This window comes from Roseisalinus antarcticus (genome assembly GCF_900172355.1).
In the GTDB taxonomy this organism is placed as follows: Bacteria; Pseudomonadota; Alphaproteobacteria; order Rhodobacterales; family Rhodobacteraceae; genus Oceanicola; species Oceanicola antarcticus_A.
On the sequence record NZ_FWFZ01000017.1, the window covers coordinates 48,857 to 65,076 of the forward strand.

Below are 16,220 nucleotides of genomic sequence, written 5' to 3' on the forward strand. Positions count from 1 at the left end.
GATCACTCGCCAACAGAGCTGAAACTAGGGAGGAGACCTAAAATGAAGTTCACCACGTCACTTTCGATCATCGCGATGCTGATGGCCAGCAGCGCCCTTGCAATCGAACCGGAGGATCTCGACGGACGCGCCTTCAGCGCTGAGGAATACGACGAGCTCGTCGCCGAGGCGATGGCCAACACCCCGCCGAACAATGGCGAAAACTACGTGTTCGGCTTTGCCAACCTCGGCCGCAATGCCCCGTTCTTCCTGCTGGTCGAGAACAGCATCCTCGAGAACGCCGAGGCCGCGGGCGTCGAGGTCCTCGTGACCGACAACGCCTTTGACGGGCAGACCGCGCTGGCCAACGCCGAAAGCTACCTGCGCCGGAACGTCGACTACGTGATCGAATTCCAGACCGACGCCAACTTCGGCCCGGTCATCATGCAGAAGATGAACGCCGAGGGCATCCCGGTCACCGCGATCGACATCCCGATGCCGGGCGCGACCTTCATGGGCGCCAACAACTCGCGCTCGGGCTTCATGGGCGGGCTCTACCTCGGCCAGGCGGCGCGCGAGACCTGGGGCGACGAGACCGTGAACACCGGCTATCTCGTCGTGGGCGAGCTGCCGCAATCGGGGGCCATCCCCTTCATGCGGACCGAGGGCCAGGTGGCGGGCTTCCTGTCCGAGCATCCCGACTTTCCGGAGGACAACATCATCCGGATCGACACCAAGGGCACGCTTGAGGGTGGCTTCAGCATCATGAGCGATGCGGTCGGCCGGATCCCCGAAGGCGCGCCGATCATGGGTGTCGCGATCAACGACCAGTCCATCCTGGGCATGCTGCGCGCCGTCGAACAGGCGGGCCGGTCGGATGATGCGATCTTCGTGGGCATGGGCGCCGACGAGGGCGCGGCCATGGTCGAGGCACCGAACTTCCTCGCCTCGGTCGGCTACTTCCCCGAGAACTACGGCAACTACCTGGTGCCGCTGGCCCTGATGGAGCTGGCCGGAATGGACACACCGTCCGCGGCACTGGTCAGCCACGTCATGGTGACCTCGGGCACCGTCTGCGACTTCTATCCCGACGTGCCTTGCGCCGAAGGCGAGGAGATCTCCTATTCCTTCGACGCCGAAGCCTTCGCGGCCCACGTCGCAGAACAGCGCGAGAACCCCGAGCTCGCCGATTACCAGGCCCTGATCCAGAGCGATTGATCCCTGGATCGCAACGATCAGGCCATCACCCGGCCCCGCGCAAGCGGGACCGGGCCCAGACCGGACATGCGGGAGGCGGCTATGCTTTTGACCATGCAAGGAATCGACAAGTCATTCGGTCCCAACAAGGTGCTGGACCAGGTGAACTTCGACGTCGACGAGGCCGAGATCGTGGCCCTTCTGGGGGCGAACGGCGCCGGCAAGTCCACCCTGATGAAGATCATGACCGGCATTTACGGCAAGGACGCGGGCAAGATGGCCATCGCCGGCAAGGTCGTCGACATCCGCGAGCCGACGGACGCGATGCGCAACGGCATCCGCCTGGTGCCGCAGGAACTGCAGGTGCTGCGCGATCTGAGCGTGGCCGAGAACATCTTTCTGGGCGCGATCCCCGCGAGCGGCGACAAGCCGCTCTCGCGCATCAACCGAAGCGAACTGAACCGCCGCGCGCGTGAGATCCTGGCCGATCTCGGGCTCGACGACATGGACGTGACGGCGCCCCTGTCGCGGTTCTCGATCTCGCGCCAGCGGCTGGTCGAGATCGCCCGCGCCCTGGCCGGCGACGCCCGCATCCTCGTGATGGACGAGCCCACGGCCTCTCTGTCGGCGCCCGAATGCGCCCAGCTCTTCGCGATCATGCGGCGGCTGAAGACGCGCGGCGTGTCGATCATCTTCATCTCGCATTTCCTCGACCAGGTGTTCGAGATCTGCGACCGTATCGAGGTCCTGCGGGACGGTGCCAACGCCGGCACCTTCGTGACCGCAGAGACCACGCACCATGACGTGCTGACCGCGATGCTCGGCCGCGAGCTCAGCGACCTTTTCCCGCCCTTCGCCGCCGCGCCGGGCGAGATCGCGTTCCGCGCCGAGGCGTTGCAGGCGCCGCCGCGGATCGACCGGGTCAGCTTTGCCGTCCGCAAGGGCGAGATCCACGGCGTCTTCGGCCTTATCGGCTCGGGCATCGAAGAGCTGGGCAAGCTGCTGTTCGGCATCCAAGCCCCGCAATCGGGCCGGCTGGAGCTCTTCGGCAAACCCTTCGCGCCCCGCTCCGTCCCCGAGGCGATCGGCGCCGGCGTCGGCTTTGTTTCGGGCGAACGCAAATCCGAAGGGATCGTGCCCGACATGACCCTGCGCGACAACGTCACGCTGCCCTATCTCGGCCGGCACACCACGGGGCCCCGGATGTCGGTGGCTTCCCAGACCACCTATGCGCGCAAGTGGATCGACGCGCTGGGTGTGCGCACAGAGGGGGCCGAACAGAAGATCAGCGGCCTGTCGGGCGGCAACCAGCAGAAGATCTGCATCGGCCGCTGGCTGGTCGACGATCTGCGGGTGCTGATCCTCGAAGAGCCCACGCGCGGCGTCGATCTGGGTGCGCGCAAGGACATCTACGCCCATTTGCGGCGGCTGTCGGATGCGGGGCTGTCGATCATCGTGATCTCGTCGGATGCCGAAGAGATCGGCGGGCTGGCCGATACCTCCAGCGTGCTGATCGCCGGATCCGTGGCGGCCACGTTCGACGCGCCCACAGATGCGACGACGCTGATGGCCACGGCCACCCGCAGCGCCGCCGCCTGACATGTTTCAAGAGGGAGGACGAAAATGAAACTGAGTGTAACCGCGTGGTCTTTTCCGGCCCTGACGATGAAGGAAGTCGGCGGGCTGGCAGAGGTGCTGTCGATCCCGGCCGTGGACATCGGCCTGTTCTACGCCTCGGCGCTGGACAAGGCGCGGGTCGTCTCCGACCCCGAGGCCTATGGCCGCGAGGTGCGCGAGGCGCTGCCGGTCGAGGTGGCCAATTACTATCACCTGTTCGGCGACGGGCTGGCCGGGCGCAACCTCGCGCTGCCGTCCGACCCCGAGAACATGAAGGATTGCAAGGCCGCGCTGAGCTTTGCCAAGGCCGCCGGTGCGCCGACGGTCTTCGTGCTGCCGGGCATGGTCAATCCGGGCCAAAGCCGCAAGCAGGCGCTTGACCAATCGGTCGAGAACCTCAAGCCGATGGTCGCCGCCGGACAGGAGATCGGCGTCACCCTCACGGTCGAGCCGCACACCCACGGCCTGCTGGAATCGGTCGAGATGACCCACGAGATGGTCAACCGGGTGCCTGGGCTTAAACTGGCGCTCGACCCGGCACATTACCTGACGCTCGGCTATCGCCAGGACGAGATCGAGACGCTGTGCCCGCACACCGGCCACGTCCACCTGCGTCAAGGGCGGCCCGGCGTGCTGCAGGCCAAGATGGACGAGGGCACGCTCAACTTCCCGGCCTTCTTCGGCGCGTTGCGCGATGCCGGCTACGATGGCTGGCTGGCGATCGAGTACGTGCACCAGGCCTACATGAACACCGTGTTCGACGACGTGCTGACCGAGACGGTCCGGATGCGCGACACGTTCAACGCCTGGAACGCCTGACATCAAGGAACGGAGCACGACCATGGGACATTATGCATGGGTTCTGGGCGTCCGCCCGGGCTACGAGGACGAATACAAGAAGCGCCATGACGAGATCTGGCCCGAACTGGCCGCCGACATCTCGGCCGCGGGCCTGCGGAACTACAACATCTTCCGCCACGGGCTGACGTTGATCGGGTATTTCGAATGCGACGACCTGCCCGCCGCGATCAAGGCCCTGGGCGAGAGCGACGCGAACAAGCGGTGGGGCGAGTACATGGCCCCGATCATGAAGCTGGACGCCGACCCGAGCACCGGCTTTCCCTACCTGCTGCCGCTTGTCTGGCGGATGGACTAGGCCATGTCCGAGCCGCTCATCCACAACGAGACGCTCGGCCGGTTGATCCGGTCGGGCGGCTGGGCCGAACTGGCCGAAGGCACGCCGCGGCTGGTGGCGCGTGCGCTCGACGCGGGCGACATGAAAACCGCCCGGGCGCTGGCCGATTTCCTGCGCCAGGAGATGGAGGTCGTCTTCAACATCTATTCCATGTGGTTCCCCGACACGCTGAAATGCCTGCGCGACAAGGGGATGCCCGAGGCGGAGGTGACGGCGGCCCATGATGCGATCCGCCAGACGCTGTCGCGCTGGCACCGCAACGTGCTGCGCCCGCGCGACGAGGTCTGGGCCGAGGTCGAGGCCGCCATCGCCGCGGTCACCGCCGAGGCCACCGCCGACCGCCGCGCGGCGGTCGACGCCGCGGTCGATCTCTGGCGCGACCTGCATGACAGCGAGGTCGACCAGCTGGCCGGCCTCTTCGACCTGGTGATCACCCGCCACGGAGAGCCCGCGCTGCGCGAGATGTACGAGGGCTGGGTGATCGGGTCGTGGTTCGCCAAGCGCTACCAGCGGTTCGACGTGTCCAAGATCGACTGGGCCGAGGCGAGCTGGCTGCTGACCTACCTCGGGTTCGAGGGGATGCACGGCCACCTCAGCGGCACCGCCCGCGACGGCACGCTCGACTATTCCGAGGATGACGAGAAGGTCACGATCAGCTTCGCCCCCTGCGGGTCGGGCGGGCGCAGCATGGCGGGCGAGCCCCGTGACGGCCTGCCGCCCCTGCGCGATCCCGCCATCGGCTGGCCGGAACTGCGCGAAGCCCATGATTTCACCTGGAACGAGACCGGCATCTGCGCCTATTGCGCCCATTGCTGCATCCTGCACGAGAACCTGCCGATCGCCGCTTTCGGCTATCCGGTGCGCGTCACGCACCCGCCCAAGGCGCCGCTGACCGGCGAAAGCCGCTGCAGCTGGACGGTCTACAAGGATGTCCGCGCGATCCCCGAAGAGGCCTATACCCGCGTCGGCGCGGTCAAGCCGCCGGCGGAGGCCCCGCTCGGCTCGGCTGGGCGCGAAGAGCGCGACAGGATACTGGAGGCCCGCCGTGGCTGATCCGTTCTCCCATCGGCCCCGGCCCCCGAAGATCGCCGTGATCGGCGGGATGATGGGCTATTACGCGCCCATCATCGGGCCGGACTTCCTCGAGGTGATGGGCCGGCACGTGGCCGATGTCACCGCGCGGCTGGGCGCCGAGGCGGAGCTTGCGATGCTCGGGCTCTGGGCCGGGGACGACGACACCGACGGCATCGCCCGCGCCCTGGCCGCCGCGAAGCCGGACGTGCTGTTGCTGGTCCCGACCATGGCCGCCCCTCCGGCGGCGCTGTCGGCCATGGCCCAGGAGGCGGGCGTGCCCGTCGTCATCGCCTGCGGGCACGAGCTGACGGATGTGGAGCCGGACTACGACATGCGGGCATTGTGCCGGCATTCCGCCAACGTGGGTGCGACCATGCTGGGCTCGATGCTGCGGCGCGGGACCGGTGTGCCGCCGATCCTGGTGACCGGGTTCCTGGACGAGGATGCGTTTCACACGCGGCTGGCGATGGCGATCCGCACCGCGGCGCTGGCCCGGCGGCTCGACGGGCTCCGGGTCGGGCGGCTGGGTCCGCCGATGCCGGGGTATGAGCATATCGGCCTCTCCGCCGCCGAGGGCGCGGCCTCGGGCCTGACCATCGTGGATGTCCCGGCCGAGGATTGGGCCGCACGGGTCGCCGATGTCTCCGACACCGCGCTGCGCGAGTTCGTGCGGGACCGCCTGCCCCACCTGCTGCCACCGCAGACCAGCATCCAGCAGGGCGACGGCCTGGAGCGGGCCGCGCGGCTGGCGCTCGCCCTCGACCGGCTGGCCGAGGACCAGGACCTCGACTGCGGCTCGCTCGCCTGCCGGGGGCCGCACGGGGTCGGGCTCGACAACGGCGCCATCGGCTGTCTGGCGACAAGCCTGATGACCGGCACCCACCGCCCGTTCAGCGCGACCGGCGACCTGGTGACCGCCGTGGCGATGCTCGCCGGCAAGGCCCTGGGCGGCGCCACGCTCTATTGCGAGCTCGACGCCATCGACCGGCCGAGCGGCGCGTTCCTCGTCGCCAACACCGGCGAGGCCGATCTGGACTGGTGCCCCGAGGGCGGCGCGGCCGCGATCCGCGAATCCGGCAACCTCTCGGGCCGCGAGGTGCCAGGCGTCGTGCTGTCCCACGACCTGACCCCCGGCCCCGCGACGATGCTGGGCGTCACGCTCGACCGCAGCGTGTCCGAACGGCTGAGCCTGATCGCGCTGGAAGGCGAGACTCTGGAGCCCGCCCGCACCGCCCTGAAGGTCACCCAGGGCTGGTTCCGGACCCGCGGCGGCGATCCCATCGCGGCCTTCGAGGGCTGGGCCAATGCCGGGGCCACCCATCACGGCGCCCTCAGCCGGGGCGACCTGGCCGAGGCCATGGGCTGGCTTTCCGCGCAACGCGGCTGGCCGCTCACGATCCCAACAGCAGGAGAAGCAAATGGCGGATAAAGTCGCCCTCGTTACCGGAGCCTCCAAGGGCATCGGCCTGGAAACCGCCCGGCAGCTGGCCGAGCGCGGCTGGAAGGTCGGCATGGCCGCACGGGGCGAAGAGACGCTGCGCAGCGCCGCCGCCGGGATCGGCACGGGCGAGGTCCTGCCGCTGGTCTGCGACGTCTCGGACGGGGCGTCGGTCGCCGCCGCTGTGGCGGAGCTGAGCGCCAGGTTCGGCCCGGTGACGGCGCTGGTCAGCAACGCGGGCGTCATCGACCCGGTCGGCCGCTTCGACGAGACCGACGCCGACGCCTGGATGCGCCTGCAGCAGATCAACATCGGCGGCGTGATGGCCGCGGCACGGGCGGTGATCCCCGGTATGCTGGCCGCGGGCAAGGGTGTCATCGTCAACCTGTCCTCGGGGGCCGCGCATACCGCCATCGACGGCTGGAGCGCCTATTGCACCTCGAAGGCTGCAGTCAACATGTTCACCCGTTGCCTTGCCGTCGAATACGGCGAGCGCGGCATCCGGGTGCACGATTTCATCCCCGGCGTGGTCGGCACCGACATGCTGAACGGGGCGCAGGCCCAGTTCGACAACGTGATCTCCCGGCTCGAAGAGAGCACCAAGCTGACACCGGACATCCCGGCCCGCTGCCTCGTCTGGCTGGTGGACGAAGGCGAGGGCCGCGCCACGGAGGTGGAGCAATCAATCCGCGACAAGGCTTTGCGCGACATGGTTGGACTGGAGGAGCGAGACCAATGGTAAGCAGTGACAAGAGGTTTGACCTTGGGCTCGAGGGCCGGCGCGTTCTGGTGACCGGCGCGGCCCAGGGGCTGGGCCGGGCGACGGCCGAATGGCTGGCCGCCCTCGGCGCCGAGGTGACGCTGGCCGACCGCCAGGATTGCACCGAGGCCGCCCGGGCCGCCGGCAACGGGGCCCGCGCGGTCAAGATGGACCTGACCGACCAGGCGGACATCGAGACGGTGGTCGCCGACATGGCCGCGCAGGGCCCCCTGTGGGGCGTGGTGAATTGCGCCGGGCTGCTGCTGCGCCGCCCGCTGGAGGCCTCGACCCGCGAAGAGGTCGAGCTGCAGCAGGCCGTGAACCAGACCGGGACCTTCTTTCTGGCCCGCGCCGCGCTGGCGGTGATGCAGAAACAGGGGCTTGGCGGGCGGATCATCCTCTACTCCAGCCAAGGGGGCTTTTCGGGCGGGTTCAACGGCTCGATCCCCTACGCGATGACCAAGGCGGCGGTGACCGCGCTGGTCAAGTCGCTGGCCCGCGCCGGCGGGCCGGACGGGATCACCGTCAACGCCGTGTCCCCGGGGGCGATCGACACCGCGATGTTCCGCGGCGGCATGACCCAGGCCGATATCGACGACTTCACCACCCGCATTCCCATGGGCCGCATCGGAGAGCCCGACGAGACCGCCGCGCCCACCGCGTTCCTGCTCAGCGACTGGGCCGGCTACGTCTCCGGCACCACGCTGCACGTCAACGGCGCACAATACATGGCGTGACCCGTAACCAACGAAGGACAAGGGAGAGACCGGTACCGAACACATCGAGACGATTGACCATTCTCGCGGCCCGCACGCGACCGCTGTGCGAGGCCCGTTCTTTGGGAGGAGAAACCAAGATGCAAACTTTCAGACAGACCCTTTCGGTCACCGCCCTGGTGGCGGCGTCCGCCCTGGCCGCGCCGGCCATGGCCGAGGATTTCCACGGCTTCGACCCGACCGATGTCGGCCCCGAGACCCCGACGGCCGAGAACCTGCAGGCCATGGTCGCCGACGCGATGGAAGCGACCCCGCCGCGCAACGGCGAGACCTATGTGATCGGCTACACGATGTGGGGCGGCAACTCGCCCTTCAGCCTCTACAACAAGCAGGGCCTCGAGGCGCTGGGTGAAATGGCCGGGGTCGAGATCCTGACCGCCGACAACGAGTGGGACCCCAACAAGAACGTCGCCAACGTGCAGACCTTTGCGACCCGCGACGTGGATTACGTCATCAACAGCCTGCTCGACGTGTCCTTCGCTCCCGCGGTCAAGGCGCCGTTGGATGCCGAGGGCATCGGCCTTGTCGCGTTGGACATCCCGATCCCGGGCGCCCAGTGGATGGGCGTCGACAATGCCCGCGCCGGGTTCCGCGCCGGGACCTATATCGCGCAATCGGCCGTCTCGCGCTGGGGCGATGCCGCGCAGGACGCCACGCTGGTTGTCGTGTCCTTCCCGCTGGTCGGACCGAACGGCCAGCTGCGCAACGCCTCGCAGGTCGCGGGCGTGCAGTCGGTCCTGGACCTGCCCGAGGACAGGATCATCTGGCTGGAAACCGACGCCACCCAGGAGGGCGGCTTCGCGCAGATGAACAACATCATGACGCGGCTCGATCCCGACAAGCCGCTGCTGATCTCGTCGTTCAGCGACGAGGTCCTCAGCGGAGTCGTGCGGGCCGTGAACGTGGGCGGAATGGCCGAGAACACCATCGCCATCGGCATGGGCGGCGAAATGCTGGAGATGGTGGCCTCGGACCCGGTGTTCATCGCCTCGATGTCGTTCTTCCCCGAACGCTACGCCAACGCGGCGCTGCCGATGGCACTGGCGACGCTGGCCGGTGAGGACGTGCCGACCTCGGTCTTCGCCTACACCAACCTGGTGACGCCGGCGAACGTCTGCGACGCGAACCCCGAGATCGCCTGCTCGGACACCCCCGACTGGATGGCGGAGGACGCCGATATCGACGAAGAGGCCTATGACGCTTACGTCGCCAGCCTGCACGCCGACCCCTACTACGAAGGGTACGAAATGCTGCTTCCCCCTGCCCCCTGACCCCAACAGGGGCGCGCGCCACGCCGTGGCCGCGCCCCGCCATTTCGCGAGGAGAGTATCATGTCGAAAGCAAGGATTGGCCTGATCGGCGCCGGTTGGTGGGGGGTGGAGGTTTATGTGCCCGCCCTGATCGACCATCCCGACGCGGAGCTGGTGGCGGTGAACCGGCGTGACCGCGCCGCGCTGGACCGCATCTGCGAGAAGTTCGGCATCCCCAACGGCTATACCGACGTCGGTGAGATGCTCGCGGCCGAGGATCTGGACGCGGTCGTCATCACCTCGCCGCACGTGGTGCATTTCGAACATGCCAAGGCCGCGCTCGAGGCCGGCTGCCACGTGCTGATCGACAAGCCGATGACCACGAGCGCCGCCGACGCCCACGCGCTGGTGGCCCTGGCCGAGAAGGTCGGCAAGCAGATCCTCATTCCCTACGGCTGGAACTACAAACCTTTCGTGACCCAGGCCGCCGACCTGATCGCCAAGGGCGGTGTCGGCGAGATCCGGCACGTGTCGTGCATGATGGCCACCTTCACCTACGACCTCTTCGGCGGCCACGGCCTGGCCGAGGCCAAGGACGCGATGTTCAAGCCCGAAGCCTCGACCTGGGCCGATCCGGACCGGGCGGGCGGCTATGGCTGGGGTCAGCTCAGCCATTCGCTGGGGCTGATGTTCCGGCTGGTCAACCTCAAGCCGAAAGAGATCTATGCGCTTGAGACCAAGTCCGATTCCAACGTCGACCTGACGGAATCCGCGGTCCTGACCTTCGAGAACGGCGCGATCGCCTCGATCTCCGGCTCGGCGCTGCTGCCCAAGCAATGCTCCTACCAGCTCGACGTGCGGATCTACGGCACCGAAGGCATGCTGACCATCGACATGGAGCGCACCCGGATGGAGCTGCGCCGGATGGACAAGGAGGACGTGGTGCTCGACCTGGAGCCGGACGAGGGCCAATACGCGGCGGTCGAGCCGATCAACCGGCTGGTGCAGGTCTGCCATGGCACCGCCGCGACGATCGAGGCCGACGGCACCGTGGGCGCCCGCGCCATCGACGTGCTGGACGCGATGTATCGGTCGTTCAAATCCAGCAAGTCCGAGGCGGTCTGACATGGTCTGGAAGAACAGGCGCGAGGACATTCTGAAGGGGGGGTTTTCCACCCCCCTCGACGCGCCGACGATCCCGCGGTTCCCGTTCGAGTTCCGCGACATCCGGATCTTTACCATGACCTACCGGACCGACCCCGAGGCGATCCGCGCCCTGCTGCCCGAGCCGCTGGAGTCCACCGGCGACATGGTGATGATCCATTTCTACCAGATGAACGACACCGACTGGCTGGGCCCCTACAACGAGGTCAACGTGATGGTCGGCGCCGAACTGCCCGGCAAGGCCACGGGTGCCTATTCCACCTATCTTTACCTCTCGTCCGAGGTTGGCGTCACCCACGGCCGCGAAATCCACGGCCAGCCCAAGAAACTGGGCGAGCCGCGCATCGACTACCGCGGCGACCTGATCGTGGCCACGCTGGAGCGCAACGGCATCGAGGTGGTCACCGGCACCATGCCCTACAAGCAGGAGCGCGGCGACATTGCCGACCTCTCTGCGATCTTTCCCTTCGCGACCAACATCAACCTCAAGGCGGTGGACCACATCGACGGCAGCCCGGCGATCCGGCAGCTGACCTCGCGCAGCCTCAGCGACGTGCAGGTCACCGAATGCTGGCGCGGCCCCTGCACCGTCGAGCTGCGCCCCAATGCGCAGGCCCCCGTGCATCGCCTGCCGGTGCGCGAAATGGGCGACGGCTTCTTCTGGTCGGCGCAGTTCACGCTCGTTCCGGGCGTGGTTCTTCTCGATTACCTCGACGGGTCCGACGGGCCCTGACTACACAAGGACAAGACGATGAAATTTCTCCGTTACGGGCCGCAAGGGTCTGAAAAGCCGGGCCTTCTGGACGATGACGGCGCGATCCGCGACCTCAGCGGTCATCTCGGCGACCTCCGGGGGGACGTGCTTGCGAGCCTTGGCGATCTGGCCGGGATCGACCCGGCCTCGCTGCCGTTGGTCGAAGGCACGCCCCGGCTGGGCCCCTGCGTCGGGGACACCGGCAAGTTCATGTGCATCGGCCTGAACTACGCCGACCACGCGGCCGAAAGTGGGATGGCCGTGCCGTCCGAACCGGTGCTGTTCATGAAGGCGACCTCGGCGATCTGCGGACCCAACGACCCGATCATCATCCCGCGCGGCTCGGAAAAGACCGACTGGGAGGTGGAGCTGGGCGTGGTCATCGGCAAGCCCGCGAAATACGTGGACGAGGCCGACGCGTTGTCTCATGTCGCGGGCTATTGCGTCATCAACGACGTGTCCGAACGCGCCTACCAGATCGAGCGTCAGGGCCAGTGGACCAAGGGCAAGAGCTGCGACAACTTCGGCCAGACCGGCCCCTGGCTGGTGACCCCGGACGAGGCCAGCGACCCGCAGGACCTAGGCATGTGGCTGACCGTCAACGGCGAGACGATGCAGGACGGCTCGACGACGACCATGGTCTACGGCGTGGCACACCTGGTCAGCTACCTGTCGCAGTTCATGACGCTGCACCCCGGCGACATCATCTCGACCGGCACCCCGCCGGGCGTGGGCATGGGGCTGAAGCCCCAGCGCTACCTCAAGGCGGGCGACGTGGTGGAGCTCGGGATCCAGGGCCTCGGCCAGCAACGGCAGGAGTGTATCGCAGATGGCTGACCCCCACGTCCGCAATGTCGAGGCGATCCCCGTCTCCTATCAGGAGCCGACGGACCACAACCGGTTCCGCTCGGTCTGCCTGGTGCGGATCACCACCGAGGACGGGCAGGTGGGCTGGGGCGAATGCTGCACCTACTTCCCCGAGGCCTCGCTCGCCGCCGCCCATATCGTCGAGGGGCTGAGCCACCTCGTCGTCGGCCGCAGCCCGCTGGAAACGCGCAGCATCTGGCAGGCCATGCGCGAGCACAGCTGGTGGTACGGGACCGGGCAGGGCATCGCCTCGATGGCCATATCGGGCATCGACATCGCGCTCTGGGACCTCAAGGGCAAGGTGCTGGGCGCCCGCGTGCTCGACCTGCTGGGCGGGCCGGTGCGCGACAAGCTGCCCGCCATCGCCAGCCTGCACGGCACCAAGGCCCGGATCGAGGACATGGCCGAGGAAATCGCGGCCCACACCGCCACCGGCCTGCACGGCGCCAAGGTCGGCTTTGGCAAGGCGGGCGACGCCAACCTCGGCTTTGATCGCGACCGCGACATCGACTTTGTCCGACAGGTGACCAAGGCGATGGGCCCCGGCAAATCGCTGATGGTGGACATGGGCGTCAAGAACTTCTGGGACGTGTCCACCGCCATCACCCGCGCCAAGGCCTTCGAGGAAATGGGCGTCGCCTGGCTCGAAGAGCCGCTGGGCCACAATGACCCGGCCGGCTATGCCGCCCTGCGCGCCGCCACCGGCATCCGCATCGGCTATGGCGAGCGCGAGTCGAACGCTGTCGGCGTCAAGCGGATCGTCGACACCGGCACCGTCGATGTCGTGGGCATCGACCCCGGCCGGATCGAGGGCATCACCGGCTTTCTGCAGGCCGCCGAGGTCTGCGCCCTGTCGCGGCGGCAGGCCAACGCGCACAACTTCTCGACCGCGATCGTGGGTGCTGCGAGCCAGGCGCTCAGCTTCGCCTGCCCGGCCTGCTACCTGCTGGAGCTTCAGCCGGTCTATGGCCCGGCCCAGCGCGACCTGGTGGACAAGCCGGTCTGGCACACGAACGGCTTCGTCAACATGCCCGAAGGGCCGGGGCTGGGCATCGAGATCAACGAGGACCTCGTCAATTCGGCCCGGCTGGACCGGTAGAGGCGAGAAAGGGAGGACACCATGCTGCAAGGAAAATCGGTGATCGTGACCGGCGGATCGCGCGGCATCGGCGCGGGGATCTCGCGCGCGATGGCAAAGGCCGGGGCCGACGTGGTCGTGAACTATTTCAACGAGAACGACGCGGAATACGGCCAGACCGACGGGATCGAGGCGGTCGTGGCCGATATCGAGGCGATGGGCCAGAGGGCTGTGGCGGTCGAGGGCAACGTCGCCGACCCCGAGACCGGGCACAAGCTCGTCGCCGCCGCCGTCGACGCCTTCGGCAAGGTCGACGTGCTGTCCTCGAACGCGGGGATCTGCCCGTTCCATGCCTTTCTCGACATGCCAGTCGAGCTGATGCGCCAGGTCTCGGCGGTGAATTACGAAGGCAGCTTCATGGTGTCCCAGGCCGCCGCGCGGCAGATGGTGGCCCAGGGGCACGGCGGCGCGATCATCGCCACCTCCTCGATCTCGGCGCTGGTCGGCGGCGAGCTGCAAAGCCACTACACCCCGACCAAGGCGGCCGTCCATGCGATGATGCAGTCGGTGGCGATCAGCATGGGCCGGCACGGTATCCGCTGCAATTCGATCATGCCGGGCGCGATCATGACCGACCTGAACCGCGATGTCCTGACCGGGACCGAAACCGCGGAATACTTCCAGAAGCGCATCCCTCTCGGGCGCTACGGCACGCCGGACGACATCGGCCAGGTCGCGGTGTTCCTCGCCTCCGACATGGCGGCCTACGTGACCGGCGCCAGCATCCTGGTGGACGGCGGCATGTTCGTGAACCTGCAATGACCCAGGCGCCGGCCCCGATCCCCCCGGGCATCCATCCGATGCTCTACGCCTTCTTCGAGGAGGACGGCGGCGCGCTGCGGCATGACATGTTCGACCGGCAGGTCGATGTCGCGCTGGCCGCCGGCGCCGCCGGGCTGGCCGTGCTGGGGCTGGGAACCGAGACCACCAAGCTGACCGAGGCCGAACGCGAGGCCGTCATCGCCACCGTCAAGCGGCGTCTGGCGGGCCGCGCACCGCTGATCGCCACCGTCCGCGGAGAGACCCCCGAGGCACAGATCGCCACGGCCCGGCGCTACCGCGAGCTCGGGGCGAGCGCGATCCTGCTGCAACCCCCCTCCGGCCCGATGGAGAGCGCCCCGCTGCGCGACTTCTTCGCCACCGTCATCAACGCGCTGGATTGCCCGGCCGGCGTGCAGAACGCGCCCGAGTTCCTGGGCTACGGGCTGGGCGACGCCGACCTTCTGGCGCTGGCGGAGAGCTGCGGGAATTTCGCGATCGCCAAGCTGGAATGCAGCGCCATCGCGCTGGAGCCCGTCGCGACCATGTTCGCGGGCCGGACCATGGTGCTGAACGGGCGCTGTGGGCTGGAGTTGCCCGATTGCCTGCGCGCCGGCGCGGCCGGCATGATGCCGGGCACCGAAACCATCGACCTGACCACGGCGATCTACACGGCCTGGACGGCGGGCGATCACGCAGAGGCCGAGCGGCGCTATGCCGAGGCCCTGCCCGCGCTGACGTTCTTCATGCAGGGCATTCCGCAGTTCCTGACCTATGGCAAGGCGCTTCTGGCCGCGCGGCTGGGGGTCGAGGTCGGCGGCGCCCGCGCGCCCTTCCTGGCCGCCACGCCCTTCGGCCTCGACTGTGTCGCGCACTATGCCGCGCGGTTCGGCCCGCTGCCGGGCGCCGATCCCACGGGCACCGGAGGCCGCGCCACATGATCGCCCGAGCCACCCGCCCCCGCATCGTCACGGACCGCGGCGCCCCCGCGAGCAGCCGCCCCTGCCGCCCCAATGGAAGACGGAGTTGACCATGAAGAACCCATTCGAAATCGTTGATATGCGGACCTTTCTCGTCACGTCCCAGGGCGATGGCGGCGATTACGGCCGGCAGAAGCAGGGGCATTGGCTGATCGACACGCTGATCTCCAACCCGATGTCGGGCTATCCGGAATATCGCGCCTCGCGCACCAGTTGGGGGCTGGGGGTGCTGGGCTCCATCGTGGTCGAGATCGAGACCGCGAGCGGCACCGTGGGCGTCGCCACCGGTTTCGGCGGACTGCCCGCGATCTGGCTGATCGAGAACCATTTCAAGCGGTTCATCGTCGGCGCCGACCTGCGCAACGTGAACAAGGCCTGGGACCAGATGTTTCGCGCCTCGATGTTCTACGGGCGCAAGGGCATGACCATCGCCACGATCTCGGTAGTCGACCTCGCCATGTGGGACGCCCTCGGCAAGCAGCGGCAGGAGCCGGTCTATCACCTGATCGGCGGCGCCTGCCATGACGAGATCACGCTCTATTGCACCGGCCCCGCGCCGGATGCGGTCAAGGACATGGGCTTCTGGGGGGCCAAGGTGCCCCTGCCCCACAGCCCCTACGACGGCGAGGAGGGCTTTGCCGCCAACGTCGCCTACCTCACCGAGATGCGCGACCTCGTGGGCCCGGGCTATCCGTTGATGGTGGATTGCTACATGTCGCTGACGGTGCCCTACGCGATCCGGCTGGCCCAGGCCTGCCTGCCGCTGGACATCCACTGGTGGGAAGAGGTGCTGCACCCCGACGACATCGAGGGCTACTGGCTGCTGAAACAGGCCCATCCGACCCTGACCTGGACCACCGGAGAGCATGAATACACCCGCTACGGCTTTCGCCGGCTGATCGAGGAGCGGACCATCGACATCCTGCAGCCCGACCTCATGTGGGTCGGCGGGCTGACCGAGCTGCTGCGGATCGCGGCCCATGCCTCGGCCTACGACATCCCCATGCTGCCCCATGGCAGCGGGCCCTATTCCTATCATTTCATCGCGTCCCAGGCGTCGCGGCCGCTGTGCGAATACGTGGCCGCCTCGCCCGACGGGCGGTCGGTGCTGCCCTGCTTCGGCAAGCTCTTCGAGGGCGAGGAGGTGCCGCAGAACGGCCGCATCGGCATCAGCGACAAACCCGGCTTCGGCATGAGTGTCGCCGACCGGTCGCTGCTGACCCCTTACGCGGATTGTGCGTTGGCCACTGGCTGACGCGCCCACAACGACCC

16 protein-coding genes are annotated in these 16,220 nt (G+C 68.0%); all 16 read left to right on the forward strand.

The features are described from left to right. The first annotated feature begins 42 nt into the window (after positions 1 to 42). Positions 43 to 1,197 (forward strand): sugar ABC transporter substrate-binding protein, encoded by a 1,155-nt coding sequence (locus ROA7023_RS14835; RefSeq protein ID WP_085879822.1) that lies wholly within the window; start codon positions 43 to 45, stop codon positions 1,195 to 1,197. An 81-nt stretch (positions 1,198 to 1,278) separates the two neighbouring features. Further along, the gene (locus ROA7023_RS14840; RefSeq protein WP_159458538.1) at positions 1,279 to 2,775 is read left to right on the forward strand and encodes a sugar ABC transporter ATP-binding protein; all 1,497 of its coding nucleotides are present in this window, start codon (positions 1,279 to 1,281) and stop codon (positions 2,773 to 2,775) included. Between the two features lie 24 nt (positions 2,776 to 2,799). Further along, on the forward strand, positions 2,800 to 3,612 hold the full coding sequence (locus ROA7023_RS14845; protein ID WP_085879824.1) for a sugar phosphate isomerase/epimerase family protein: 813 nt from the start codon (positions 2,800 to 2,802) through the stop codon (positions 3,610 to 3,612). 22 nt (positions 3,613 to 3,634) lie between these two features. After that, positions 3,635 to 3,949 carry an L-rhamnose mutarotase gene (locus tag ROA7023_RS14850; protein ID WP_085879825.1) on the forward strand — a complete coding sequence of 105 codons (315 nt, stop codon included), beginning with the start codon at positions 3,635 to 3,637 and terminating at the stop codon, positions 3,947 to 3,949. Positions 3,950 to 3,952: 3 nt separating this feature from the next. After that, positions 3,953 to 5,041, forward strand: coding sequence for a hypothetical protein (locus ROA7023_RS14855; RefSeq protein ID WP_085879826.1), 1,089 nt, complete (start codon positions 3,953 to 3,955; stop codon positions 5,039 to 5,041). Further along, complete coding sequence (locus ROA7023_RS24490) at positions 5,034 to 6,491, forward strand: hypothetical protein (protein WP_159458539.1); 1,458 nt, start codon at positions 5,034 to 5,036, stop codon at positions 6,489 to 6,491. Before ROA7023_RS14855 ends, ROA7023_RS24490 begins: the two co-directional genes overlap by 8 nt. Next, positions 6,481 to 7,242 (forward strand): SDR family oxidoreductase, encoded by a 762-nt coding sequence (locus ROA7023_RS14860; RefSeq protein WP_159458540.1) that lies wholly within the window; start codon positions 6,481 to 6,483, stop codon positions 7,240 to 7,242. Before ROA7023_RS24490 ends, ROA7023_RS14860 begins: the two co-directional genes overlap by 11 nt. Beyond that, on the forward strand, positions 7,236 to 7,997 hold the full coding sequence (locus ROA7023_RS14865) for an SDR family NAD(P)-dependent oxidoreductase (RefSeq protein WP_085879828.1): 762 nt from the start codon (positions 7,236 to 7,238) through the stop codon (positions 7,995 to 7,997). The genes ROA7023_RS14860 and ROA7023_RS14865 overlap by 7 nt, the downstream gene beginning before the upstream one ends. Positions 7,998 to 8,116: 119 nt before the next feature. Then, positions 8,117 to 9,307, forward strand: coding sequence for a sugar ABC transporter substrate-binding protein (locus ROA7023_RS14870; protein WP_085879829.1), 1,191 nt, complete (start codon positions 8,117 to 8,119; stop codon positions 9,305 to 9,307). Between the two features lie 60 nt (positions 9,308 to 9,367). Then, positions 9,368 to 10,411, forward strand: coding sequence for a Gfo/Idh/MocA family protein (locus tag ROA7023_RS14875; protein WP_085879830.1), 1,044 nt, complete (start codon positions 9,368 to 9,370; stop codon positions 10,409 to 10,411). Position 10,412: 1 nt separating this feature from the next. Beyond that, positions 10,413 to 11,183 (forward strand): acetoacetate decarboxylase family protein, encoded by a 771-nt coding sequence (locus ROA7023_RS14880; RefSeq protein WP_085879831.1) that lies wholly within the window; start codon positions 10,413 to 10,415, stop codon positions 11,181 to 11,183. 18 nt (positions 11,184 to 11,201) lie between these two features. After that, positions 11,202 to 12,041 carry a fumarylacetoacetate hydrolase family protein gene (locus ROA7023_RS14885; RefSeq protein ID WP_085879832.1) on the forward strand — a complete coding sequence of 280 codons (840 nt, stop codon included), beginning with the start codon at positions 11,202 to 11,204 and terminating at the stop codon, positions 12,039 to 12,041. Next, positions 12,034 to 13,170, forward strand: coding sequence for a mandelate racemase/muconate lactonizing enzyme family protein (locus ROA7023_RS14890; protein WP_085879833.1), 1,137 nt, complete (start codon positions 12,034 to 12,036; stop codon positions 13,168 to 13,170). Before ROA7023_RS14885 ends, ROA7023_RS14890 begins: the two co-directional genes overlap by 8 nt. A 21-nt stretch (positions 13,171 to 13,191) precedes the next feature. Next, the gene (locus ROA7023_RS14895) at positions 13,192 to 13,971 is read left to right on the forward strand and encodes an SDR family NAD(P)-dependent oxidoreductase (protein WP_085879834.1); all 780 of its coding nucleotides are present in this window, start codon (positions 13,192 to 13,194) and stop codon (positions 13,969 to 13,971) included. After that, positions 13,968 to 14,909 (forward strand): dihydrodipicolinate synthase family protein, encoded by a 942-nt coding sequence (locus tag ROA7023_RS14900; protein WP_085879835.1) that lies wholly within the window; start codon positions 13,968 to 13,970, stop codon positions 14,907 to 14,909. Before ROA7023_RS14895 ends, ROA7023_RS14900 begins: the two co-directional genes overlap by 4 nt. Before the next feature lie 91 nt (positions 14,910 to 15,000). Beyond that, positions 15,001 to 16,203 (forward strand): L-rhamnonate dehydratase, encoded by a 1,203-nt coding sequence (gene rhmD, locus ROA7023_RS14905; RefSeq protein ID WP_085879836.1) that lies wholly within the window; start codon positions 15,001 to 15,003, stop codon positions 16,201 to 16,203. Positions 16,204 to 16,220 lie beyond the last annotated feature (17 nt).

Coding starts and splice junctions, on each gene's coding strand:
- ROA7023_RS14855 (WP_085879826.1), top strand. CDS start 3,953: ATGTCCGAGCCGCTCATCCACAACGAGACGCTCGGCCGGTTGATCCGG.
- ROA7023_RS14835 (WP_085879822.1), top strand. CDS start 43: ATGAAGTTCACCACGTCACTTTCGATCATCGCGATGCTGATGGCCAGC.
- ROA7023_RS14900 (WP_085879835.1), top strand. CDS start 13,968: ATGACCCAGGCGCCGGCCCCGATCCCCCCGGGCATCCATCCGATGCTC.
- ROA7023_RS14890 (WP_085879833.1), top strand. CDS start 12,034: ATGGCTGACCCCCACGTCCGCAATGTCGAGGCGATCCCCGTCTCCTAT.
- rhmD (WP_085879836.1), top strand. CDS start 15,001: ATGAAGAACCCATTCGAAATCGTTGATATGCGGACCTTTCTCGTCACG.
- ROA7023_RS14875 (WP_085879830.1), top strand. CDS start 9,368: ATGTCGAAAGCAAGGATTGGCCTGATCGGCGCCGGTTGGTGGGGGGTG.
- ROA7023_RS14895 (WP_085879834.1), top strand. CDS start 13,192: ATGCTGCAAGGAAAATCGGTGATCGTGACCGGCGGATCGCGCGGCATC.
- ROA7023_RS14860 (WP_159458540.1), top strand. CDS start 6,481: ATGGCGGATAAAGTCGCCCTCGTTACCGGAGCCTCCAAGGGCATCGGC.
- ROA7023_RS14880 (WP_085879831.1), top strand. CDS start 10,413: ATGGTCTGGAAGAACAGGCGCGAGGACATTCTGAAGGGGGGGTTTTCC.
- ROA7023_RS14865 (WP_085879828.1), top strand. CDS start 7,236: ATGGTAAGCAGTGACAAGAGGTTTGACCTTGGGCTCGAGGGCCGGCGC.
- ROA7023_RS14850 (WP_085879825.1), top strand. CDS start 3,635: ATGGGACATTATGCATGGGTTCTGGGCGTCCGCCCGGGCTACGAGGAC.
- ROA7023_RS14885 (WP_085879832.1), top strand. CDS start 11,202: ATGAAATTTCTCCGTTACGGGCCGCAAGGGTCTGAAAAGCCGGGCCTT.
- ROA7023_RS14840 (WP_159458538.1), top strand. CDS start 1,279: ATGCTTTTGACCATGCAAGGAATCGACAAGTCATTCGGTCCCAACAAG.
- ROA7023_RS14845 (WP_085879824.1), top strand. CDS start 2,800: ATGAAACTGAGTGTAACCGCGTGGTCTTTTCCGGCCCTGACGATGAAG.
- ROA7023_RS14870 (WP_085879829.1), top strand. CDS start 8,117: ATGCAAACTTTCAGACAGACCCTTTCGGTCACCGCCCTGGTGGCGGCG.